Raw genomic sequence first — 21,348 nt, 5'->3', positions numbered from 1 at the left:
CTCACATCAATATTTTCTTAGGATCCATTCTTAAAATATACATAATTGGTATAGCTGAAGATAATACAATAACGATCAGACTTGTTCCATATACACTTATGATATAATTCACATCCATTGTAAACGTTACTTTACTTGTTACATCTTCCATCTGAAGATTTTCACGATTCACAGAACCAATTTTCTCCAATTGACTATCAACAACTTCTTCCTCTTTAATCATTGCTGATTTTAAAACCTCATCAGATATAACCTTTCCCAATTTTATCCCACTTAATAACGATAAACTAACAGCAAGTATTGCCACAACAAACACCTCAAGAACGATCTGTGTGATCATCTTCCATTTTACTTCTCCTAATGATACATAAATACCAATCTCATGTTTTCTATCTTTAAGAAATAATACAATAACAAGCGTTAAAATGATGATAGACACAATTACAGAAACAATTAAAACGATATTTGAAATCGTTGATAAACTTTCAATTGGACCCGCAACTAAATTATAAGTATCCCTAGAAGTATAATATTCAAGATTATATAAGCCATTTCTTGAAAATAAAGACTCTACCGACTTCATAAATTCATCAAGCATTTCCGGATCATTTAATTCAATTGATAATGAACTTAATGATAAATTATTTGTTTTTAAAATTTCACTATTTTCTGAACGATACTGATCATCATATATTTGAAATTCATTGATATCTTCCATCATTGAACTGACAGGTATATAGGCATCACCATCCATTAAAGAAGTATAACTCATCGCTGGACTGCCATTAATATCTATATACGATGGACTAAAGCTATTATCCCTGTATTCTGTAAGTTCTTTATAAAATCCTATGATCTCATATTCCACTTGATCTTCATAATATACATCATAGTTCCCAAATCCCATCCATAAATCATCATTAGTTGATCGTAACTGCCTAACAAGTGTTACTTTATCACCAATTTCTAAATCCCTTTCATCTCTGTTACAAACATAATAACTTTCACCATATTCCTCTAAATACTCATATGAAACATATTCACAAGTATCATTTACTCCTTTAAACGCTTCATTCAATATAATAACCTTTTTCTGAGAAGCGATTTCTTCTTCACTAAAAGATCTTCCTTCTACTATAGATATTCTTCCATATTTAATATCTCCAAAATATGACTGACTTACACCCATGATCGATAAATTTGTAAGAGGATCGATATCTTCAACAACACTAATATTATCATATGCAGGATTAAATATTTCACGTGATTCATACTCATTATACCGATACATATAATCACTATACTGAACTTCATCACGATTACTTACTTCCTCAAAAACATCAACTACTTTTAATAGTTTACTATCTATTTTATTATCTCCAAATGTAATATAATCCACCAAATCCTCATTCATTTCACTATTAGCGTGAATCGTGATCAAAGCCCCTAATTGTTGTTTAATATCATTTTTCACCGAAACTGTCGCTTGCATGATCGCTTGTGATCCACATACTAAATTCCCAAGCAAAAACACAATCATAAACAACAGTAATGATTTAGAAGGTTTTCGAATTATACTAAGAACCCCTCTTTTAAAAAAATTCATATCCTTCCCTCCTCCCCTAATTATAGCTTTAACTCTTTATTGTTTACGCTTTCATTATATCATGTAAATATTTTCTTAACAAACATTATTTTAATGTCAATATATAAACTTAAAAGAAGAAATCTGTTTCATATAATAAACAATCTCTTCTTTTATGCTACTCGTTTCTATGATACAATTATATTTAAAGTATTTTTATGAATAATTATTTGATAATCTATACTGTTATAGATTTATCCTCCACTGTTCTCCATGTACTACTACCTGAGAATCTATACTGTAATGTATAAGTTATAGTTACATTTTTAGAACCTATAGTTCTATTTACATTAATAATTCTTCCATATATAACAGATGTTGAACTACCGTTAATTTTAACTGAAACACTACTAAACGCTAAATCTACATCCGATACACTATAGAAACCACCATTATTCGATAGTAAATAACTGCCTTCTAGTTTATAAGTAAATGTTACTGTATTGCCAGGATCTATGCCTGTATTATTTACTGTAATCGTTTTATCAACATTTCTGACTGTTACAAGCGCATATGGAGTAACATTTTCACTTTTGGCACTGACTGATGTTAAATTTACTGTGCAAAAAGTACCTAATGCTAAACATAATATACTAATTATTTTAACTGCTTTTTTTATCATGAAATATTCCTGGTATATTATAAATGACTCATTTAATAGTCATTTACAGTATACTTTTCCTTTCTATCAACCCTTTAAACCGTGGTTGATTACGGTTTTGTTAATCTGTAAAATTGAATAATGTGAATGTGGATTTGTATTATTCCTTGTGGCTTGACTACTTTAAGGAGGTTCTTACCACACCTTATTCCTAAATAATGATGAGTTAGATGAGTCTTTGAATTCGTATTTTGAACCAGGTTTTGTGGTTTAAGTGTTGTGGATACCATTTTCACGTATTTTAAAGAAAGGATTTTATATCATGAAATTAGTTGGAATCGACATTGGAAAGAATAAACACTTCTTTTGTATCATGGATAAAGATACCGGAGAACTTATCGTTCACCCTGCTTCTTTCTCTAATGATAAACATGGCTTTGATCTGCTTATTCAAAATCTTAAACCTTACTCTAAAAAATCTATCTTAATTGGTATGGAAGATACCGGACACTATCATTTTGCTTTGTTGAGATTTCTTCTGGATAGAAACTTCTCCGTTGCTCTTATCAATCCTACAACCACTGATTTTTCCCGTAAAATGCAAGGTGGTATTACCAAAAATGATAAGCTCGACACTTTGACTATTTGTGATGTCCTGGATACTCCAGAACGTAAAAAGCAGTATCGTATCACGAAAGTTAACAGCTTCGATCTTTATGAACAGAAACAGTTAACCAGACATCATCATAATCTGAAGGAAGAGCTCAATGTCTACTCAAACCGCCTGCAAAGGTGTATTGATATTGTATTCCCTGAATTCAACAGTCTGTTTGATTCCAAATATAGCCGTGTATATATGGCGGTGCTTAAAACTTTTGGCAGTGCTGAAGCTATCGCTAATGCTGATATAAGAAGGATTCGTCGATGCTTTGAATACAAAGGCAGAGGAAGACGTATTTCTTTAACCCCTGAAATGCTTAAGGATCGTGCAAAATCCTCTGTTGGAATTCCTTCATCAGCAGACGTTATTCAGATCAGACATCTGGTCGATCAAATAGAATTGATCCATGAGCAAATTACTGAAATAGATAAAAAAATAGAAGAGTTCTCGCTCAAGACAAACTCTCCTATCCTCTCCATACCAGGAATTTCTCATTTCTCTGGTACTTCTATTTTAGCGGAATTAGGAGATATAAGCAACTATTCTAATGCAAGAAAAATCATAAAGGCTGCAGGGGTGGCCCCTTACCATTACGAATCAAGTCAGTTTGCTGCACAGCATACAGCTATTGCCAAGAAAGGATCAAAGTATCTTCGAAAGACCTTGTATCAGATCATACTGACAGTTATTCGATGCAATCCTGTATTCAAGGAATACTATCAGCTTAAGATCTCTCAAGGCAAGGGACATCGCTGTGCTCAAGGACACTGTGTAAGAAAGCTGCTTAGAGTTATCTATCATTTAGTCACTACGAATCAGCCATTTAATCCTGATTTGTTAAGATAAATAATTAACTTCAAACAAATTTTAGAAATTCCCTTCATCAAGGTTGTTTTCATCATGCCCAAAAAGTACAAATCACTATTCACTTTTCAAAGAACAGCTCCAGCTAACATACAAAACTAGAAATTTTATATTTTCAAACTTTTTCATCTAATTCTCTTGATTTTTATATAGTTAGCTCCTTTAAATTAATTTAGCTGTTCTTATATATATCCTCGAACTCTATTCTAAAATCAGTCTTTCTAATTCTTCATAAGTTGATTTCATTATGATTTCCTCCTCCTTGTAATCTTAAAGATGATCGATCTATCTTTTATTTACGCTTACATTATAAAATGTAATTGTTTTCAAATACAAATTCATTTTCACGTGATATATATATCATAATTTTATTTAATTTCTTTTTAAAGTTACAAAAAAAGAAAGAAAGGTGTTATGTGTCCTTTATTCACAAACAATTTTCTTTCCTTGTTGGTATACAACATACACTTTTCACGTGAATTTACATATTTTCTAACAAAAATATTTTCTCTTTTTGATAGAAAAATCCTATTTTATATTCACTTCTTTTTTCTAAAAGTTCAATGACGATATCAATGCGTGTACACTCCAAATGCTTCTTTGTTCTACTTGACTTTTTGATTGCCATCTTTAAGTTCTCTTCTCTTAAAATTTCTTCCATTCGTAAATTTATTTGAAACCATCCTCATTACCCTTACAATCTATGGTTAGGCTTCATAGTTCTAGGCTATCCTCGTTTTTAGACTGTCAAACATTTCTTATGTCTGGAACACAGTCAAATAGGAATAAATTCTTATCGAAATTATTCCTATTTGCTTTAAGCGTTTCCTATACTTGCTACCTTCCATTCATCATCTACCATCTTTAATTCGAAAGTGGTGTGATTTGATCCTTCATTAAATGGTGAATACATGTCTTCCTTATGTTTAACATCGAACTCAACATTTACTTGTACTGTACCATCATCATTTTCCTGAAAATTCATATCAGTAATTTTTATTGATTCAAAGCAATTTATAGAAGCCAATCCTTCGGTTGATAATGGAATTGCTCTAAGTTCATTCAGTTTTTCAAGATTTCCTTTCTCTAAACAAGCAAAATAGTTTTCTATTACTGATTCAACCGTGGATTGTTTTTCACTTTTTCCCGAACAAGAAAAGAGTAAAAAACATAAAACAAACAATATAGCTTTCCTCATGAAATTTTCACTACTAGTCTTCTTCATACATGCCTCCTATTTCACTCTAAAACTCTTAATGTAAGCATAAAATCTTGAACTGCCTGATTTTTTGCTGCTTCGGGATAAACATATTCTTTTTTTATATTATTACTGAAATTAATAGTTACTTTATAAGGATCTTCTTCTATTTCATCAATTGCATATGTTTTCTGAACAAAACATGAAAGTACCAAAGTAAATATCAATAAATTACGAAATTTTTTTATTATCATATTTTCCTCCAAAATTTCAATTAATTATACTCGAAAAAATGAACATGATTTATACAATTATAGTTCTTATTTCTACGTCTTGCCAATTAGATTCTCCTGCTTTACGATACTGTAAAGTAATTGGTCAATATTACATTATTTGAATTATAAATCCGTCTAATCCAATATCAGTCTTTCTAATTCTTCATAAGTTGATTTCATTATGATTTCCTCCTCCTTGTAATCTTAAAGATGATCGATCTTCTTGTAATCTTAAAGATGATCGATCTTCTTTGTTTACGCTTACATTATAATATATAATAGTTTTCAAAACAAATTCGTTTTCACATGATACTTTACCTTGTTATTTTGTTTAATTCGTTTATAAAATTAAAAAAAAGAAAGAAATCTGTTATTTGTATTAAATAAACAAACAAATCTTCTTTCTTGTTGGTATACGTCATACACAATTCACGTGAATTTATATGTTTTCCAGTAAAAATATTTTTTCTTTTTGATAGAAAAATCCTTTTTCATAATCTTTTCTTTTTTCTAAAAGTTCTATCACAATATCAATATAAAATATTGATAACGATAAATCTTCTTGATTTTTATAGTATTCATATACTTTGATTGCTTTTTCTATCAATCGATCATTTGGTACTTTATCATATTGTGCTACGATCATTTCATATAGATTCCATAACATTTTTAATTCTCGATCCAAATCTAAACGATTCATTTTCACGAGCCATCTGTTCGCATTATTTATATCTCCTAGCTTATAATAACACCATATATATTGTAAATAATCTCTTTTATCTATTTTTCCATATTTGCATGCGATATCCATTTCTTTTAACGCTCTATTATAATCTTTTAATTGTATATATTTAAATGCAATTGTTGTGTGAATATCTAAAATTTTTTCTTTATTTTCATCCAATATCTCTAGTAGTTTTAAACGATTTTCATAACAACTAATTGCTTTTTGAAAATTGCGAAATGTCGAATAATAATTTCCTAATATCATTTCACAATCGGATACTCTTTTAAGTGAATAATATTTTTGAAAAACATTTTTCGCATCTATTAAATATTCCGCATCGGTTTTTCTAAGCCACTCATAGTTATACGCAAAGCTCATATGATAATGAATCATAGCGATTGTTTTTTCATCATATCGCTGAAGTTTTGCTTTTTCTAAATATTCTAAACCTTCCTTTGTTTTTTTCTTTTTTAATAAATAATAACCTTTATATTCATAGTAAATCTGTAGTATTTTTTGATCTTGAATTTCTTTTTTTTCAAAGCTACAAATTAATGAATTAACTTCCTCATTATTCCTATAATGAATATGATAAATCAATTCCATTACCATTATTTTATAATAATCATAATTTTGTTGATAACAATTTTTATTTTCTTGAATGACTATATGATATTTTTCATAATCTGCTTTTCTATAAAACAAATCATCTAATAAATTATCAAAGATCTTATTGATTTCCTTACTTGTTTCAATTACTTCTTCTAAACTGACATTCAGTGCACTTAAAATGAGCTGAAGTTTTTCTTCTGTAGGAACTTCAGCTCCGTTTTCATAGCGAGAAATGATCTGATGACTGATTCCAGTAAGTTCACCTAATTTCTTTTGACTTATATTTTTCTCTTTACGAGAGAAATGAATCAAATATGCTATCTCTTTATCATTCATATTCTTAATCATCCGGCCATTTGTCTTGGTAAGGCTCTACACACTCTTCACAAGTATGTGTACAGTTAACTCCATCTTCCCCGCATTCTTCTGTATGCACATGAGTACAATGTCCTGGAGTGCATATCATTGCTGTTAACAATAGAGTTAATAATGCTGATAAGTATTTTTTCATATTCGTGATCCTCCTTTGTAAACATGAGCGTGGTCGAAAACATTTTAACGGCTTGTTTACGCTCTTTTTTAATTGCCGTTTTTTTGAAATCCCCCCAACTTTTTTCACTTTTTGCTTGACAAATCGCCCTCGTTGCGGGCTCGCTTTGCTCGCCTTTCTGTAGTAAGTAGGTGGTGATCTTCAATGTTAATTTATTTCTCTTCGTCTCAAGATTACAAAGAATTTCTTAAGACAGAAAAGTCTTCTCTTTCAACTTCTGATCTTTTCAGACTTTCTTCTCCTAATTTTAAGTCTGCTATTCATAAGTTGTCTAAACTTGATGTCGACCTTGTCGCCGATATCATCTTTCCTTTATATTCTCCTTTGGGTCGTCCCGCTAACGATCCTGCTATCTATTTGCGTTCTGTCGTTTTGATGCTTCATCTTGGTTTTACTTCTCTTAAAAATTGGTGTTATGAAGTTCATCACGATAGGCTTCTTCAATATCTTATCGGTTCTTGGAATGTTCCTAACCATTCTTCTCATTACGATTTCATTAACCGTATCACTCATTCTTTTTCTCACCATAACGATCTTCTTCCTAAAGGCCTTTTTACGAATAAATCTAATTCTTCTAAACCTAAGAAAGGTGAAAAATTAATGAACTTCTCTAATGATGATACTTATTCTCTTTTCGATAATTACACTCATGATGGTTCTGTTTTTGACCGTGATCGTATGATTTATACTCTTCAATTACTTTTTAACGCTATTGCTGTCATTCCTTCTCATGACATGGGCTTTATTGATTCCTACAATCTTGTCTTTTCTGGTGATGGTTCTGCTTTTCATATTCATGCTTCTCCTTTTGGTCATCAAATCATTAAAGATGACAATATTTTAAACACTCATCGTTATAGCGCTAAAAACGCAGATTTTGGTTGGGACAGTGATCTTGGAATGTATTACTTCGGTTATACTCTCTATAACATTTCTTATCATAACCCTCTAATCCATACTGACCTTCCCGTCTTTATCGATTTAGAGAAAGCTTCTCGTCATGATGCTCTGTCTTCCATTTCCTCTACCGCTCGTTTCCTTGATATTAACCCTGAACTCTCTCCAAAATTCATGTGTTTCGATTCCGCAAGCGATTCTTCTGCCGTTTACCAATTTCTGCGTCACCATAATATTATCCCAATCATTGATTTCAATCAACGTAAATTGGGTAAAAATATTTATAAACACTTTGATTCTATTAGTGAAAACGGCAAACCAATTTGTGATTGTGGTGTTGAAATGTATCACTGTGGCTACGACTATCAAAGGCAAAGAAGAAAATTCCGTTGTCCTCTAAAAATGGGATTGATTGATTCTTGTCCACATGCAGATACATGTTCTCCTTCTCCATATGGTAGAACTGTTTACATTAACGATTCGCTTGATATGCGTCTTTTTGGCCCTGTTCCTTACAAAACAGATAAATGGAAAGAACTATACAAAAATAGAACTTGTACTGAGAGAATCAATAATAGAATTCTCAATGACTATCATCTTCATCAGATGAGAATTCGTGAAGACTCCAAAGCAGCTTTCTTTTCAATCTTTGCCGCCATCAATATTCATCTTGATGCTTGGATTAAAAATGAAACCTGATTTTCGCTAAATTTATTTTATTTCATTTGTGCACTTGTTTTTAGTGCGCTCATTTTTTTTATTTAACTTTTTTATTTAAAATCTCTTCTTTTTCTTTTCGATTAAGTACTACTTTTCGTCCTTACTCAACATTATAAATTCAAGTAAAATATACTACAAATTAAAATTCACGTGAATTTTATTCTATCGCAACTAATCTTACATTTACAACTCCATCCATGTCTGATAGACGCTGTAAAAGCTGTTCGATCGTTTCTAGCATTTCTCCCATATCGATGACTAATTCCAGACTTGCTCTTTTATTGATGATGATACTTTGACTTACAGATAGAATATTGACATTGACTAATAATAAATCATTTAATACTTCTGAAAGAATTCCTTTTTCATTTTTTAATAGTAATGAAATAATGGCTTTCTTTCCTGTAAGATCTTCTTGTGGTGTAAATACATAGTCTTTATATTTATAGTACGTACTTCTTGAGATCCCTACTGTTTTTACAGCTTTGCTGACGTCCATACCGGAATTGACCATATTTTTCGCATCCACTACTTTTTCAAAATAATCAGGTAATACTTCTTTATCAATAATCAAATATTTTTCAATCATATTTCTCCTCCTGAACACCCTTGGGTTCAATTCTTAAATCAAGACATTGCCATTTATTTTTTAAACGAGAAATTTCTTGAATTAATTTTTCTTTTGAATCTTGATAGATACAAATCAGCGTTGATCCTGAACCACTAATAAAGAAAGCTGTTTCTTCTTTACAGATTTCTTTTATTTTATCATATTCATCAATTAATTTTTTACGATAAGGTTCATGAAGTTTATCTTGTAAAGCTGCATGGATCATCTCTGTATCATTTGTTTCAAAGGCTTTGCATAGACTGGCAACTCTTGATAAGTTAAAGACTGCATCCTGATATTTTATTTGTTTTGGCAGGACCTCTCTTGCTTTTTTTGTGGATATTTCAAAATCAGGGATCAAAGCTAGCATCTTTATTTTTTTGGATGCTTGAAACTGTGTACAATAAACTTTATCACTTTGAAAGCTGGCACATAGATTACCATATAAAGCAGGTGCTACATTATCTGGATGTCCTTCTATTTCAGTGGCAATATCTAAACATTCTTCTTTTGATAATGGATAGTTTAAGAGGGTATTGGCACCCCATATCCCTCCTATGATACAACTGGCACTGCTGCCTAATCCTCTGGATAAAGGAATCTGTGAATCAATATGAATGCTGACTGGTATCACAGGCTGATTTAATTTCTCAAATACTTTTTTATAAGAATATAAGACAAGATTATTTTCATTTTGATATTCTTTTGGACAGCCGCTTATATTCATTTGCTGACTATTTTTAAAAGTAAATGTCGCATATAGCGTTAATGCACAGCCTAAGCTGTCAAAACCACAGCCAATATTGGCACTGGTTGCGGGTACTTTTATTTTAATCATAACTGACTCCTAATAGCTCACAAAGAACTTTTTTCATGTCTTTAACTTCTATGTTTTGATGATGTCTGATTTCTTTTTCTTTTAAATCTTTTAGATTACTAGGAATAGGAATTTTTATTTTTGTTTCACATCTTTTCATCATTTCAAATTCATCTGCTTTTTCATTTGTGATGCTTGTATAAACAGTTTCCATAAATTTATAAGGAGAAGCGGTTGCGCAAAGAATTGTTTTATATGAATTGATATTTTCTTTTTTAAAATCTTTGATAACTTTATAAGCAACAGCACTATGAGGATCCAGCAAATAATTCTCTTTTTCATAGACTTCATGAATGATTTGTTTTGTTTCCTCTTGAGTAGCATATCCACCATAGAAATCTTTCAATAATTTCTTTTTTACTAGATCATTTACTTCATAGCTTCCTTTAACTGCTAATTCTTCCATCATCTCTTTGATCATCTCATCATTTTCACAATAAAAATATAATAATCTTTCTAAATTACTGGAAATAAGAATATCCATGCTTGGTGAATTTGTTTTCTTAAAGGCTCGATGGATATTATAAACGCCATATCGAATAAAATCAGTTAAGACATTGTTCTCATTAGAAGCACATATGAATTTTTCTATTGGTAATCCCATTTGTTTAGAAATATAGGCCGCTAAGATATTTCCAAAATTTCCTGTAGGTACTGCGACATTGATTTTTTCACCCATCTTAATCTGCTGATTTTTGACCATTGTCAGATAAGCTTTAAAATAGTAAACGATTTGGGGAAGCAAACGTCCAACATTGATTGAGTTGGCACTTGAGAAGCGTTGATGATTTTCTTTCATTTTATGGATCAAGGTTTTATCACTTAAGCAAGCTTTGACCATTCTTTGGCAGTCATCAAAATTTCCATTAACACCGATTACATAACAATTATTTCCATTTGTTGTCAGCATCTGTAGTTTTTGAACTTCACTGACACCATCTTTGGGATAGAAAACGATTATTTTCATTTGTTCAACGTTTTTAAATCCCTCTAAGGCTGCTTTTCCTGTATCACCACTGGTTGCAGTTAGAATGATCATTTCATCTTTTGAATCTTGAATCTTTAATGATTCTTTCATTAGATGAGGTAAAAACTGTAAAGCAACATCTTTAAAAGCACTGGTAGGACCATGAAATAATTCTAAAACATCGACTTCTTTTAAATGTACCAAAGGTGTGATTTCATCTGTATCAAAGCTATGATCATAAGCATGATGAAGGATCTTTTGGATCTGTTTTTCATTAAAGTCGTTTAAAAAAGGAGCAAGTATACGTGCTGCCAATGTCTGGTAATCATCATTTAGACATTTTTCTAGTTCAAGATGAACGATCTTATCAGGGATGAATAAACCCTGATCTTCTGATAATCCTTGAAGTATGGCTTGTGAAGCAGAGAGTTGCCGATGAGCATTACGGGTACTGATATATTTCATAGAAGTCTCCTTGTTTTTGTGTTTTTATTATGATACAATGTTTTTCAATGAAAGACAAGTGTTTTTGGTGGAAAGACAGGTGTTGGTATGAAGATTGGATTGCTGGGTTGTGGTGTCGTAGGAAAAGAAGTGTTAAAGATGATCGATGCCATGCCTTCAGAAAAGGTGGAAGTTGTTCGTATCCTTACTAGAAATAAGCGTCATGAGCCTCGTTTTACAACTGATTTTAATGATTTAATGAATGATGATATTGATACGATCATTGAAGTGATGGGAGGACTTCATCCGGCTTATGAATATATCAAGGCTTCTTTGAATGCTAAAAAGAATGTGATTAGTGCGAATAAAGCTGTTATCGCAAAGTATTTTAAGGAATTTGCTGATTTGGCGATAGAAAATGAAGTATCTTTTAAAATAGAAGCCTCTGTGGGTGGAGGGATTCCTTGGATCAGAGAATTACAACGTATAAAAAGAATGGATACGATCCAGCAATTTTCTGGAATATTCAATGGTACGACCAATTATATTCTTGACAGGATGCATCAATATGAGCTTTCTTTTGAAACAGCCTTAATGGATGCGCAGAAAAAGGGATATGCGGAAAGTGATCCTAGCAGTGATATTGATGGATTTGATATTCAAAATAAGTGTGCTATTTCTGCTTCTGTTGCTTATGATACATTCATCGATGTCGATAAGATTCCTGTTTTTGGTATTGCTTCTATTTTAAAAGAAGATATCGATTATTTTAAATCAAAAAATTTGGTTTGTAAGCTGATGGGATTTTCTAGGCATTACGGTTCTTCAATCTCCCTTTATGTTTGTCCTGTTTGTCTGAATGGACTGATGGCTCATGTAGGTGATAATTTAAATATCGCTTCTTGTACCAGTCAGCAGTTAGGAAAATTAGAAATGATCGGACAGGGAGCTGGTGGATCACCTACGGCAACTGCTGTTATCAGTGATCTTCTAGACCTTTTCGAAAACAATACCACACCTTTTCTATTTCATCATTCTTTAGACATTGATAATTCTAAAGAACTTCATCATTTTTATCTTCGTCAAAGAATTGAAGATTTTCATGAAGAGCTGGCGTTATCCTATGAAAAAGATGAAACGTATATTTATATGAAAACAAAACGTATGACATTGAATGAATTATTATCTATTGTTTCTTCTAAAGATGTTTTTTTAGCTTTATTGGAGGATAAACATGAAAATCGTTAAATTTGGCGGATCTTCGCTGGCAGATGCAACTTGTTTTCAAAAAGTAAAAAATATCATAGAAAGTGATCCTTCAAGAAAAATTGTAGTTGTCAGTGCGATTGGTAAAAGAAAGAAGGATGACAATAAGATTACAGATCTTTTATATCTTTGCCATGCTCATCTTCAATATGGTGTTTCTACAGAGAATATCTTATCGATGATTGAAGAAAGATATAGATGTATTAAAGATGACTTGCATCTTTCTATTGATCTTCATCATGAATTTGAGATCATCCGGCAAAATATGATGAAAGAAAATATTGATTATCTTGTATCAAGAGGTGAATATCTTTGTGCCAAGATGATGAGTGAATATTTAGGATATCAATTTATTGATGCAAAGGATGTCATTCTTTTTGATTACAATGGTAAGATCAATATAGAAAAAACAAAAGAAGCTTTTCATAAATTTATGCCTTTACATACAGGGATCGTTGTTCCTGGATTTTATGGCAGCATCAATCATCAGCGAATCAAGATCATGGCTCGTGGCGGTAGTGATATTACAGGCAGTATACTGGCTGATTTATTTGATGCGACGGTTTATGAAAACTGGAGCGATGTTTCAGGTATCCTTGCTGCTGATCCGAAAATCGTACATGAACCAAAACGTATCGAAAGCATAACCTATAATGAACTTCGTGAATTAAGTTATATGGGTGCAAATGTCTTACACGATGAAGCTGTTTTTCCAGTAAGAGAAAAAAATATTCCGATCAATATCCGTAATACGTTTGAACCTGATAATCCTGGTACGATGATTCTTAATGATTGTAGTGAATTAGATAAAAAACATCCGCCTCATACGATTACCGGTATTGCCGGTAAAAAAGACTTTACTTCGATTACGATCTATAAAAAAGGAATTTCTAATGAATCAGGGATTGCTTTAAAAGCATTCCAGATCCTAGAAAAATATAAGATCAGTATTGAAAATATGCCTTGTGGTATCGATAGTTTTTCACTCATTGTTTCCAGCAGTAAAATCGCCGATTGTCTTTATGAAATGCTCTCTGATATCAAAGAAATTTTACAGCCGGATTCCATTCGTATCAGTGATTCTCTTTCTTTGATTGCTGTTGTGGGTCGTGGTATGGTGAAAAATACCGGTATCAGTGGAAAGATCTTTGGAGAGCTTGGCGCTCATCAAATCAATATTCAAACGATTTCTCAAGGTGCCGATGAGCTGAATATCATCGTAGGTGTACATAATGATGATTTTGAAAAAACGATTCAGGTAATTTATGAGAAATTCATAAGGAGGATTTCATGAAAACTTATACTGTCGCAATCTTAGGTGCCAGTGGTGCTGTAGGAGAAGCTATGATTTCAACTTTGGAAGAAAGAAATTTTCCAATAAAAAAATTAGTTCTATTGGCTAGTGAAAAAAGTGCTGGTCGAAAAATCTTATTTAAAGGAAAGAAGCTTACCATTCAAAAAACAGATGAACATAGCTTTGATGGCTGTGATATCGTTTTAGGTGCCGTAGAAAATGATCTATCAAAAAAATATGCTCCTTTTATTAAAAAAGCTCATGCCTTATTTATTGATAATTCAAGTGCTTTTCGACTTGATGAAAATGTTCCCTTAGTCGTTCCTGAAGTCAATGGCAAAGATGTCTTACAACATCAAGGGATCATTGCGAATCCGAATTGTTCTACCATTATTGGCTGTATGGCGGTTTATGCTCTTCATCAGCTTTCAGTGATCCAATCTATGATCGTTTCAACTTATCAGGCTGTAAGTGGCGCTGGAATCAAAGGAATGCGTGAATATGAAAAGCAATTATCTGATCTAGCACAAAATAAGGAAATAAACGTTGACGTTTTTCCTTATCAGATCGTATCAAATCTGATTCCTCAAATTGGTGATTTTAATGAAGAAGGATATACTAGCGAAGAGATGAAAATGCAGAATGAAAGCCGAAGGATCCTTCATGCACCTCAATTAAAAGTAAATTGTACCTGTGTACGTGTACCTGTCTTAAGAAGTCATTCTTTATCCATGACGTTACATTTTGAAAAAGAAATCTCTTTACAACAAGCCAAGGAGGCGATTGAATCAGCAAAAGGATGTCGTCTTATCGATGAACCTCTATATCCAATGCCTCTTGATACTTCAAACCAGGATCTTGTTTATGTTGGTCGTATTCGCAAAGATCTTACTTCTTCTAAAGGAATTACTTTATGGTGCTGTGGTGATCAGATACGTAAAGGAGCTGCTGTAAATGCGATTCAAATTTGTGAGAAATGTATTGAATTGGGGTCTTATAAATGAAAGAAATGGATGTTGTATGTGGTGCTATTCAAATTGATGATAAATTTTTGATAGCTCGACGAAGCAAGGGAGCTGATCCTGGTTTCTGGGAATTTCCAGGTGGCAAAGTTGAACAAAATGAAAGCAGAGAAGAAGCTCTTATACGTGAATTAAAAGAAAAATTAGATGTTGATGTAGAAGTGATTCAATATCTTTGTAGTATTGATGATCAAAGAGAAAATTTTATTCTTCATGTACATGCTTTTTTATGTCAAATAAAAAAAGGGACACCTTTATTACAGGTGCATGATGAGATGAAGCTTGTAAATGCTTGTGATCTTTATGATTATAAATTTCAAAAAGCTGATCTTGAGATTTTAAATCATATCAACAGGGAAGTGAATGAATAGATTATGATTTATTCATTCACTTCTTTTTTGTAAATTACTCATTATATTGCTTTTTTTATAAAAAGCTTCATTGTTTCCATAATATCTGAATATGTAATATTTTGTGCATATAAATTCTGTGATTGATATCTTCTCCATAAATCTTTTAGATAATCAGATTCTTTTATCGTTTTTAAAATTTGGTCGGTGTTTTCTAAAATTGATATTGATCCTCTACTTTTTGCAGTTGCAGTTATGGCTTCTTTTAAAAGGTTCCAATTTGCATTTTTATGATACAACCGATAAAGCAGATGTAAGTCATAAAAATCTCTTGCTCTCGTATTTCCTACATTTCTACGCATAATTGTTTCAAACTTTTCTGCCATTATCGTTTCCTGTGTATAAGCTTTAATTTTTATAGAGCAATCCTCAAACATTAATGGATATAAAAATTGAATTTCTTTCGGTGTAATTACATCTCCTGTTGTAATATCAATTTTCATTGGAATTTTCATTTTCCCATAACTAGCTTGAATAGATGCTCGATAGTTTTCATATTCATCTTCTTCTCGAATAGGCAATAAATCTAAAAGTTGAAACTCTATTTCATCACCCACTTTTTGATTTAGAATTTCAATAATGATATTTTTTATATTTTCTTTTTCCATCGACAACCCTTTTATTGTCGTATCCATATCCATCGTTGTACGCTCTTCTATTCCAAGAATAGCCGAAATCAAAAGACCCCCTTTTAAAATAAAGTTATTCTTATAAGGTGAAACAGAAAGGCGTTCTATAATTTTTTCAAACATATAAATTTGTAGGATTTCTTGTGCATGTATTCCTTTTTCTTTAGCTAAATTTCGAATAGTACCTTTCAATTGCTCTGGTGTTTTCACGTTAGCACCTCCATATACATGTATATATCTTCTTCAATATGAAACTGTTTTGCATATTCGATTAACTTAGAGTAATTATGATTCTTTAAAGAAAAATATTCTTTAATACCTTGTATAAATATTTGTGGATCTGTCTTCTTTTTATTTTTTATAATATCACAGATACATCTTTCTATGTCATAGACTAATATATTCCCTCCTTGTGGTGATATCATTTCAATAATTCCTAAATTCCACAAAGAAGACTTCACTCTATGAAATTCAACATTATTCAATTTCTCTTTCAGATAAAATACATTATAGTCTTTAGGAATGGTCATAGAGATTTTATCCGGAAAACGATCTGATAATCCATGAAAATATAACGCCGTTCCATATGAAAATATACCTTTCTTACACCTCTCTTGTAACAATACAAATTCATCATTCCACTCATCTGCGAAAGAATATATTCCTCTACTTTCTTTAACGATAACTCCTTCATTAAGATATTTTTTTAAATTTTCTCTGCGAATACCCGCATTCGTTACATCTTTTGTATATAAATATCCATTATCTCTAACAATTGACTTTAATTTTTCTAAATCATTCATATGATCACCTCTATTATGTATAAGTTTGATACTATTATATCATTTGGTATCAATTTTGTACATTATGATTATTTATTCTCTCCTACTATTATATATGCACTAAATCACCAAATTTCCCATATAATGAAAAAAACTTTGCTTTCACAAAGCTTTTTCATTCATTATTTTCTAAATTCTTTCTATAGGATTTATATCCTAAAACAGCTGAGCTTAATGCAATCAATACAATAAGTCCTTCCGCAATCCATATGTTTGATATCAATCCTCTTTGATTCAATAGAGAAGGAAGATTCATAATAAAATGGAAAATAAGGGCATAGATAAAATAACACTTTTCTTTTTTATAAACAGCCATATAAACAAATATTGAACATGAAAGATGGAAAATAAGAACACTGGTTCTTTCTATGATACATATCAGACTTTCCTGTATTCCATAATTCTGTAAGGCTGTTATCATCTCTGTGATGGCTATTTGCTGTGTTTCATTGCTGCCACTTAACATCGTTTCCATTCCTGTAGAATTAAAGATCATCCCAAACATCAATGAACTAAATAATGAAATACCTATGATCAGGATCATTTCAATGCCGCCATGACCAAGACCATAAGTTAGCGAATCTTCTTTTTGTTCATCTTTTAAAACATATTTGAATGCTATATAGCGGCTTCCTTCTTCAATAAAGGCAGCTGCCAGACAACTATAAACAATATAAAAAAGTGTATTGTTGAATAAAAATTCATTTTGAAAAATAAGTTCATTGAGGACACTTTCTATAATCAATACAAAGAATATATAAAATGCTGCACCTATGAAAAATGGTTTCATTGATTTTTCTTTTTTACGTGTCCATATGAATGCTGAAATAAAAGGCAATAGTGAACAAAATAATGCCGTAAATCCTAATGTTACAAGTGAAGATGTAGGTATCATAAATTCTCCTTTTCGCTATTATACCATATTTTGTGAGCATATGATTTGTTTTTAAAAGGATAAGGCGTATAGTAAAGATATAGAAACGAGGATATTATGAGTTATATAGATATTATTAAAAATAGAAGAAGCATCTATGATCTAAACGATCAGCTTCCAGTGAGTGAAAAGGTTGTCGTAAATACGATCAAACATGTAACGGTAGAATCACCTACTGCCTTCAATATGCAATCATCCCATCTTGTTATTTTAATGAATGAAGATCATAAGAAATTATGGGAAATCGTTACAAATACCTTAAAAAAACAAGTAGAAGAAAGTAAATTTGCTTCAACACAGGCAAAGATGGATATGTTTTCTAAAGCAAAAGGAACCATTCTTTTCTTTGATGATCGTCATGTGATTGATCAATTAAAAAAAGATTTTCCACTTTATCAGAATCAATTTGATATGTTTGCAGATCACAGCATGGGACTTCTTCAAGGAAATATTTGGAATGCATTAGCAGAATTAAAGATGGGTGCTTCTTTACAACATTATAATCCTTTGATTGATGATGAAGTCAAAAGACAATGGGAGATACCTGAATACTATCGCTTAACGGCACAGATGGTCTTTGGCGGTATTGGAAGCATTCCTGAACCTAAAGAAAAGATGGATGCGGATGACCGTGTCATCGTGTATTCAAATAATAGTTAAAAAAACAGTTGAAGCTGTTTTTTTGTTTTATTTGAATAAATGTCTTTTCTTTCTAAATTATGGTAGAATAAATAATGGTGATGGTTAATGAAAATTGTATTAGGACAAATGAATGTACTTGCCGGGCAAATGTCTTTAAATGTCAATAAGATGTTAGACATGATTGGAAAAGCAAAAAAAGAAAAAGCAGATTTGATCGTATTTCCTGAACTGTGTGTGACTGGTTATCTTTTAGCGGATAAATGGATGGATCAAAATTTTGTGGAAACAGCACTTTCTTATAATGAAGTTTTGAAAAAAGCGAGTGAGGGAATTGGCATTATTTGGGGAAATGTATCTACTTTTAAAGATATTTTAGGTCGTGATGGCCGCCATGTACGTTGTAACACTGCTTATTTTGCCTATAATAACAATTGGGTCAAAAAAGAAAATGATTTGTTTGATGGTCGTTACATCAAATGTTTAAATCCAGATTATCGTATTTTTGATGATAGTCGTTATTTTTTATCAGCTTTAGAACTTTCTAAAAGAATGAAATTAGATGATGTTGATTTCACATCACCTTTCTTATTTGAAAAGGATGATCATACTTATCGTATTGGTCTTGAAATATGTGAAGATTTATGGAGTCAGGATTATCAATTTGATCCTACTAGCCAATATTTAAATCAAAATGTTGATTTTATCGTAAATATCTCTTCTTCTCCTTGGACAAGAAATAAAGAAAAAGGAAGAGAGAAACAGATCCTTCGTTATGCTCAACATGACTTTGTACCTTTTGTTTATGTAAATGCTGTTGGTATGCAGAATAATTCAAAAACAGTCTGTGTCTTTGATGGTGACAGCAGTATCTATAATGAAAAGGGTGAACGCATTGCCAGTTGTAATGATTCTTTCCTTGAAGAATGTAAGATTATTGAACTTAATGAAACTTATTTAGCGGATAAATGTCAAAATAAACTAACAAAAGCTTTGATTACTGCCATTCGTGAGTTTGACCAGCAAGTATTTCAATCAAGATTTAAATGGATCATTGGTCTTTCCGGAGGCTTAGACAGTAGTGTAAATGCTGCTTTATTGACCTTAAGCCTTGGAAAAGAACGTGTCATTGGCTTAAATATGGCTACTCGTTATAATTCTTCAGCTACCATTGATAATGCTCATAAACTGGCTCATGCTTTAGGAATTGAATGTCGAGATGGTATCATCCAAAAATTAGTAGAAGAACAGATAGAATGTTTAAAACAATATACTCAAAAAGAAATCAGTGAATTTGCCATTGAAAATATTCAGGCAAGAATTCGGGGTTCAATACTTAGTGCTATTTCCCAAATTGAAAATGGTGTTGTTATCAATAATGGTAATAAAATAGAAGGTGCTTTAGGATATGCAACTCTTTATGGTGATACAATTGGCTGTTTAGCTCCTTTACAGGATGTTACTAAAGTAGAACTCTTTGAGATTGCCCGCAGTATCAATGAATCTTTAGATAAAGAAGTCATTCCATATAATTTATTACCGGAAGTTGAAAATGATCATATCAAATGGGAGACACCACCAAGTGCAGAACTTAAAAATAATCAGTTAGATCCAATGAAATGGTTCTATCATGATCAAATCATTCAAATCTTAACAGAATATCCTGGATACGGTATTGAAAAGCTGATGCAGCAGTATTTAGATAAATCTATCTATGAAACTGAATTAGGTAAATGGATACGTTATTATGGATTAGACGATCCTCAGAAATTTATTGAAGATTTAGAATGGGTTCTTCAGAAATTCCAGTTAGGTGTTTTCAAACGATTACAGACACCACCAATCGTCATGGTTTCAAGAGGCTGCTTTGGCAGTGATTTTAGAGAAAATCAAGTCAGCTATGAAAAATCAAATACTTATTTAGCTTTAAAGGAAGCAATTTTAGCTCATGCGAATCAATAAATATATCGCCTCCAGTGGTTTCTGTTCACGAAGAAAAGCAGAAGAATATATACTATCAGGAAGTGTTACGATCAATGGTAAAATAGCTGTTCTTCAGAGCATTGTTGAAGAAAACGATATCGTTAAGATCAATGATCAGCTGATCCAGCCTAAAAAAGAAACAATCGTATTGCTTTACAATAAACCTATTGGTATTACCTGTACGACTGAAAGACATATTAAAGGGAATATCATTGATGCACTTCATTATCCTGAAAGAATCTTTCCTATCGGTCGTTTAGATAAAGATAGCAGTGGCTTGATTCTATTAACAAATAATGGAGATTTAGTTAATGATTGTCTTAGAGTAGAAAATGGACATGAAAAAGAATATGTTGTTGAGGTAGATCATAAAATCACACCAGATTTTCTTAAAAAAATGTCAAATGGTATCAAAATATATAATCCTGTTCACAACTGTTATGTTACAACACTGCCCTGTAAACTTACTCAAATCAATCAAAGAAAATTTTCTATCATTCTGACACAAGGCTATAATCGTCAAATCAGAAGAATGTGTACTGCTTGTAATTACCATGTACGCTCATTAAAACGCATTCGTTTCATGAATTTAAATCTTGATGTAAAAGAAGGAGAATATCGCTTATTAACTGAAAAAGAAATTAATTCTTTAATAAAAAAATAAAAAACATCGTTTATGTC

At 31.5% G+C, this 21,348-nt stretch carries 22 protein-coding genes; 9 read left to right on the top strand and 13 right to left on the bottom strand.

Translation table 11 applies throughout. The annotated features are described in order from the left end of the window. Position 1: 1 nt before the first annotated feature. Together BQ5367_RS02875 and BQ5367_RS02870 are read right to left on the bottom strand one after the other, a co-directional pair. Complete coding sequence (locus BQ5367_RS02875; RefSeq protein ID WP_071441058.1) at positions 2 to 1,606, bottom strand: ABC transporter permease; 1,605 nt, start codon at positions 1,604 to 1,606, stop codon at positions 2 to 4. Between the two features lie 217 nt (positions 1,607 to 1,823). Continuing rightward, positions 1,824 to 2,267, bottom strand: a complete 444-nt coding sequence (locus BQ5367_RS02870) for a hypothetical protein (protein ID WP_071441057.1) — start codon at positions 2,265 to 2,267, stop codon at positions 1,824 to 1,826. 301 nt (positions 2,268 to 2,568) lie between these two features. On the opposite strand from BQ5367_RS02870, the gene BQ5367_RS02865 reads away from it, so the two are divergent. Continuing rightward, positions 2,569 to 3,753: an IS110 family RNA-guided transposase gene (locus BQ5367_RS02865; protein ID WP_071440703.1), complete on the top strand. Its 1,185-nt coding sequence runs from the start codon at positions 2,569 to 2,571 to the stop codon at positions 3,751 to 3,753. Positions 3,754 to 4,252: 499 nt separating this feature from the next. On the opposite strand, the gene BQ5367_RS13465 is transcribed toward BQ5367_RS02865, so the two are convergent. The 5 genes from BQ5367_RS13465 to BQ5367_RS13460 all read right to left on the bottom strand — a co-directional run bounded on the left by BQ5367_RS13465 (position 4,253) and on the right by BQ5367_RS13460 (position 7,094). Beyond that, positions 4,253 to 4,399, bottom strand: coding sequence for a hypothetical protein (locus tag BQ5367_RS13465; RefSeq protein WP_154667077.1), 147 nt, complete (start codon positions 4,397 to 4,399; stop codon positions 4,253 to 4,255). Between the two features lie 189 nt (positions 4,400 to 4,588). Then, the gene (locus tag BQ5367_RS02855) at positions 4,589 to 4,996 is read right to left on the bottom strand and encodes a hypothetical protein (RefSeq protein WP_071441055.1); all 408 of its coding nucleotides are present in this window, start codon (positions 4,994 to 4,996) and stop codon (positions 4,589 to 4,591) included. A gap of 14 nt (positions 4,997 to 5,010) precedes the next feature. Beyond that, positions 5,011 to 5,223: a hypothetical protein gene (locus BQ5367_RS02850; protein WP_071441054.1), complete on the bottom strand. Its 213-nt coding sequence runs from the start codon at positions 5,221 to 5,223 to the stop codon at positions 5,011 to 5,013. 460 nt (positions 5,224 to 5,683) lie between these two features. After that, positions 5,684 to 6,919, bottom strand: a complete 1,236-nt coding sequence (locus BQ5367_RS02845; RefSeq protein ID WP_161940462.1) for a helix-turn-helix domain-containing protein — start codon at positions 6,917 to 6,919, stop codon at positions 5,684 to 5,686. A gap of 4 nt (positions 6,920 to 6,923) precedes the next feature. Continuing rightward, positions 6,924 to 7,094, bottom strand: coding sequence for a hypothetical protein (locus BQ5367_RS13460; protein ID WP_154667076.1), 171 nt, complete (start codon positions 7,092 to 7,094; stop codon positions 6,924 to 6,926). A gap of 183 nt (positions 7,095 to 7,277) precedes the next feature. Here BQ5367_RS13460 and BQ5367_RS02840 point away from each other — a divergent pair, with 183 nt between their 5' ends. Beyond that, entirely contained in the window at positions 7,278 to 8,729 is a 1,452-nt protein-coding gene (locus tag BQ5367_RS02840; RefSeq protein ID WP_071441052.1) for a transposase, read from the top strand. Positions 8,730 to 8,907: 178 nt separating this feature from the next. Here BQ5367_RS02840 and BQ5367_RS02835 read toward each other — a convergent pair whose 3' ends face one another. From BQ5367_RS02835 to thrC, 3 genes are read right to left on the bottom strand one after another with little or no spacing between them, the layout of a single operon-like run. Next, on the bottom strand, positions 8,908 to 9,339 hold the full coding sequence (locus BQ5367_RS02835) for an ACT domain-containing protein (protein WP_235858721.1): 432 nt from the start codon (positions 9,337 to 9,339) through the stop codon (positions 8,908 to 8,910). Then, entirely contained in the window at positions 9,332 to 10,198 is an 867-nt protein-coding gene (gene thrB, locus BQ5367_RS02830) for a homoserine kinase (protein WP_071441051.1), read from the bottom strand. The genes BQ5367_RS02835 and thrB overlap by 8 nt, the downstream gene beginning before the upstream one ends. Next, positions 10,191 to 11,669 (bottom strand): threonine synthase, encoded by a 1,479-nt coding sequence (gene thrC, locus BQ5367_RS02825; protein ID WP_071441050.1) that lies wholly within the window; start codon positions 11,667 to 11,669, stop codon positions 10,191 to 10,193. The genes thrB and thrC overlap by 8 nt, the downstream gene beginning before the upstream one ends. Positions 11,670 to 11,756: 87 nt before the next feature. On the opposite strand from thrC, the gene BQ5367_RS02820 reads away from it, so the two are divergent. From BQ5367_RS02820 to BQ5367_RS02805, 4 genes are read left to right on the top strand one after another with little or no spacing between them, the layout of a single operon-like run. Then, positions 11,757 to 12,896, top strand: coding sequence for a homoserine dehydrogenase (locus BQ5367_RS02820; RefSeq protein ID WP_071441049.1), 1,140 nt, complete (start codon positions 11,757 to 11,759; stop codon positions 12,894 to 12,896). Next, positions 12,883 to 14,208, top strand: coding sequence for an aspartate kinase (locus tag BQ5367_RS02815; RefSeq protein ID WP_071441048.1), 1,326 nt, complete (start codon positions 12,883 to 12,885; stop codon positions 14,206 to 14,208). Before BQ5367_RS02820 ends, BQ5367_RS02815 begins: the two co-directional genes overlap by 14 nt. After that, entirely contained in the window at positions 14,205 to 15,212 is a 1,008-nt protein-coding gene (locus BQ5367_RS02810) for an aspartate-semialdehyde dehydrogenase (RefSeq protein WP_071441047.1), read from the top strand. The genes BQ5367_RS02815 and BQ5367_RS02810 overlap by 4 nt, the downstream gene beginning before the upstream one ends. Further along, positions 15,209 to 15,601, top strand: coding sequence for a (deoxy)nucleoside triphosphate pyrophosphohydrolase (locus BQ5367_RS02805; protein WP_071441046.1), 393 nt, complete (start codon positions 15,209 to 15,211; stop codon positions 15,599 to 15,601). Before BQ5367_RS02810 ends, BQ5367_RS02805 begins: the two co-directional genes overlap by 4 nt. Positions 15,602 to 15,642: 41 nt before the next feature. On the opposite strand, the gene BQ5367_RS02800 is transcribed toward BQ5367_RS02805, so the two are convergent. The 3 genes from BQ5367_RS02800 to BQ5367_RS02790 all read right to left on the bottom strand — a co-directional run bounded on the left by BQ5367_RS02800 (position 15,643) and on the right by BQ5367_RS02790 (position 18,006). Continuing rightward, entirely contained in the window at positions 15,643 to 16,479 is an 837-nt protein-coding gene (locus BQ5367_RS02800; protein WP_071441045.1) for a nucleotidyl transferase AbiEii/AbiGii toxin family protein, read from the bottom strand. After that, positions 16,476 to 17,072: a type IV toxin-antitoxin system AbiEi family antitoxin domain-containing protein gene (locus BQ5367_RS02795; RefSeq protein ID WP_071441044.1), complete on the bottom strand. Its 597-nt coding sequence runs from the start codon at positions 17,070 to 17,072 to the stop codon at positions 16,476 to 16,478. The genes BQ5367_RS02800 and BQ5367_RS02795 overlap by 4 nt, the downstream gene beginning before the upstream one ends. 154 nt (positions 17,073 to 17,226) lie before the next feature. Continuing rightward, positions 17,227 to 18,006 carry a YhfC family intramembrane metalloprotease gene (locus BQ5367_RS02790; RefSeq protein WP_071441043.1) on the bottom strand — a complete coding sequence of 260 codons (780 nt, stop codon included), beginning with the start codon at positions 18,004 to 18,006 and terminating at the stop codon, positions 17,227 to 17,229. A gap of 96 nt (positions 18,007 to 18,102) precedes the next feature. Here BQ5367_RS02790 and BQ5367_RS02785 point away from each other — a divergent pair, with 96 nt between their 5' ends. The 3 genes from BQ5367_RS02785 (at position 18,103) to BQ5367_RS02775 (ending at position 21,331) form a co-directional block, all read left to right on the top strand. Continuing rightward, positions 18,103 to 18,705, top strand: a complete 603-nt coding sequence (locus BQ5367_RS02785; RefSeq protein ID WP_071441042.1) for a nitroreductase family protein — start codon at positions 18,103 to 18,105, stop codon at positions 18,703 to 18,705. Positions 18,706 to 18,792: 87 nt separating this feature from the next. Further along, positions 18,793 to 20,646, top strand: coding sequence for an NAD(+) synthase (gene nadE / locus BQ5367_RS02780; RefSeq protein ID WP_071441041.1), 1,854 nt, complete (start codon positions 18,793 to 18,795; stop codon positions 20,644 to 20,646). Continuing rightward, the gene (locus BQ5367_RS02775) at positions 20,633 to 21,331 is read left to right on the top strand and encodes a pseudouridine synthase (RefSeq protein ID WP_071441040.1); all 699 of its coding nucleotides are present in this window, start codon (positions 20,633 to 20,635) and stop codon (positions 21,329 to 21,331) included. Before nadE ends, BQ5367_RS02775 begins: the two co-directional genes overlap by 14 nt. Positions 21,332 to 21,348 lie beyond the last annotated feature (17 nt).

Origin of the sequence: Traorella massiliensis (genome assembly GCF_900104665.1) — a bacterium.
Lineage (GTDB): Bacteria > Bacillota_I > Bacilli_A > Erysipelotrichales > Erysipelotrichaceae > Traorella > Traorella massiliensis.
This window is presented reverse-complemented; position numbering and strand designations above follow the sequence as displayed.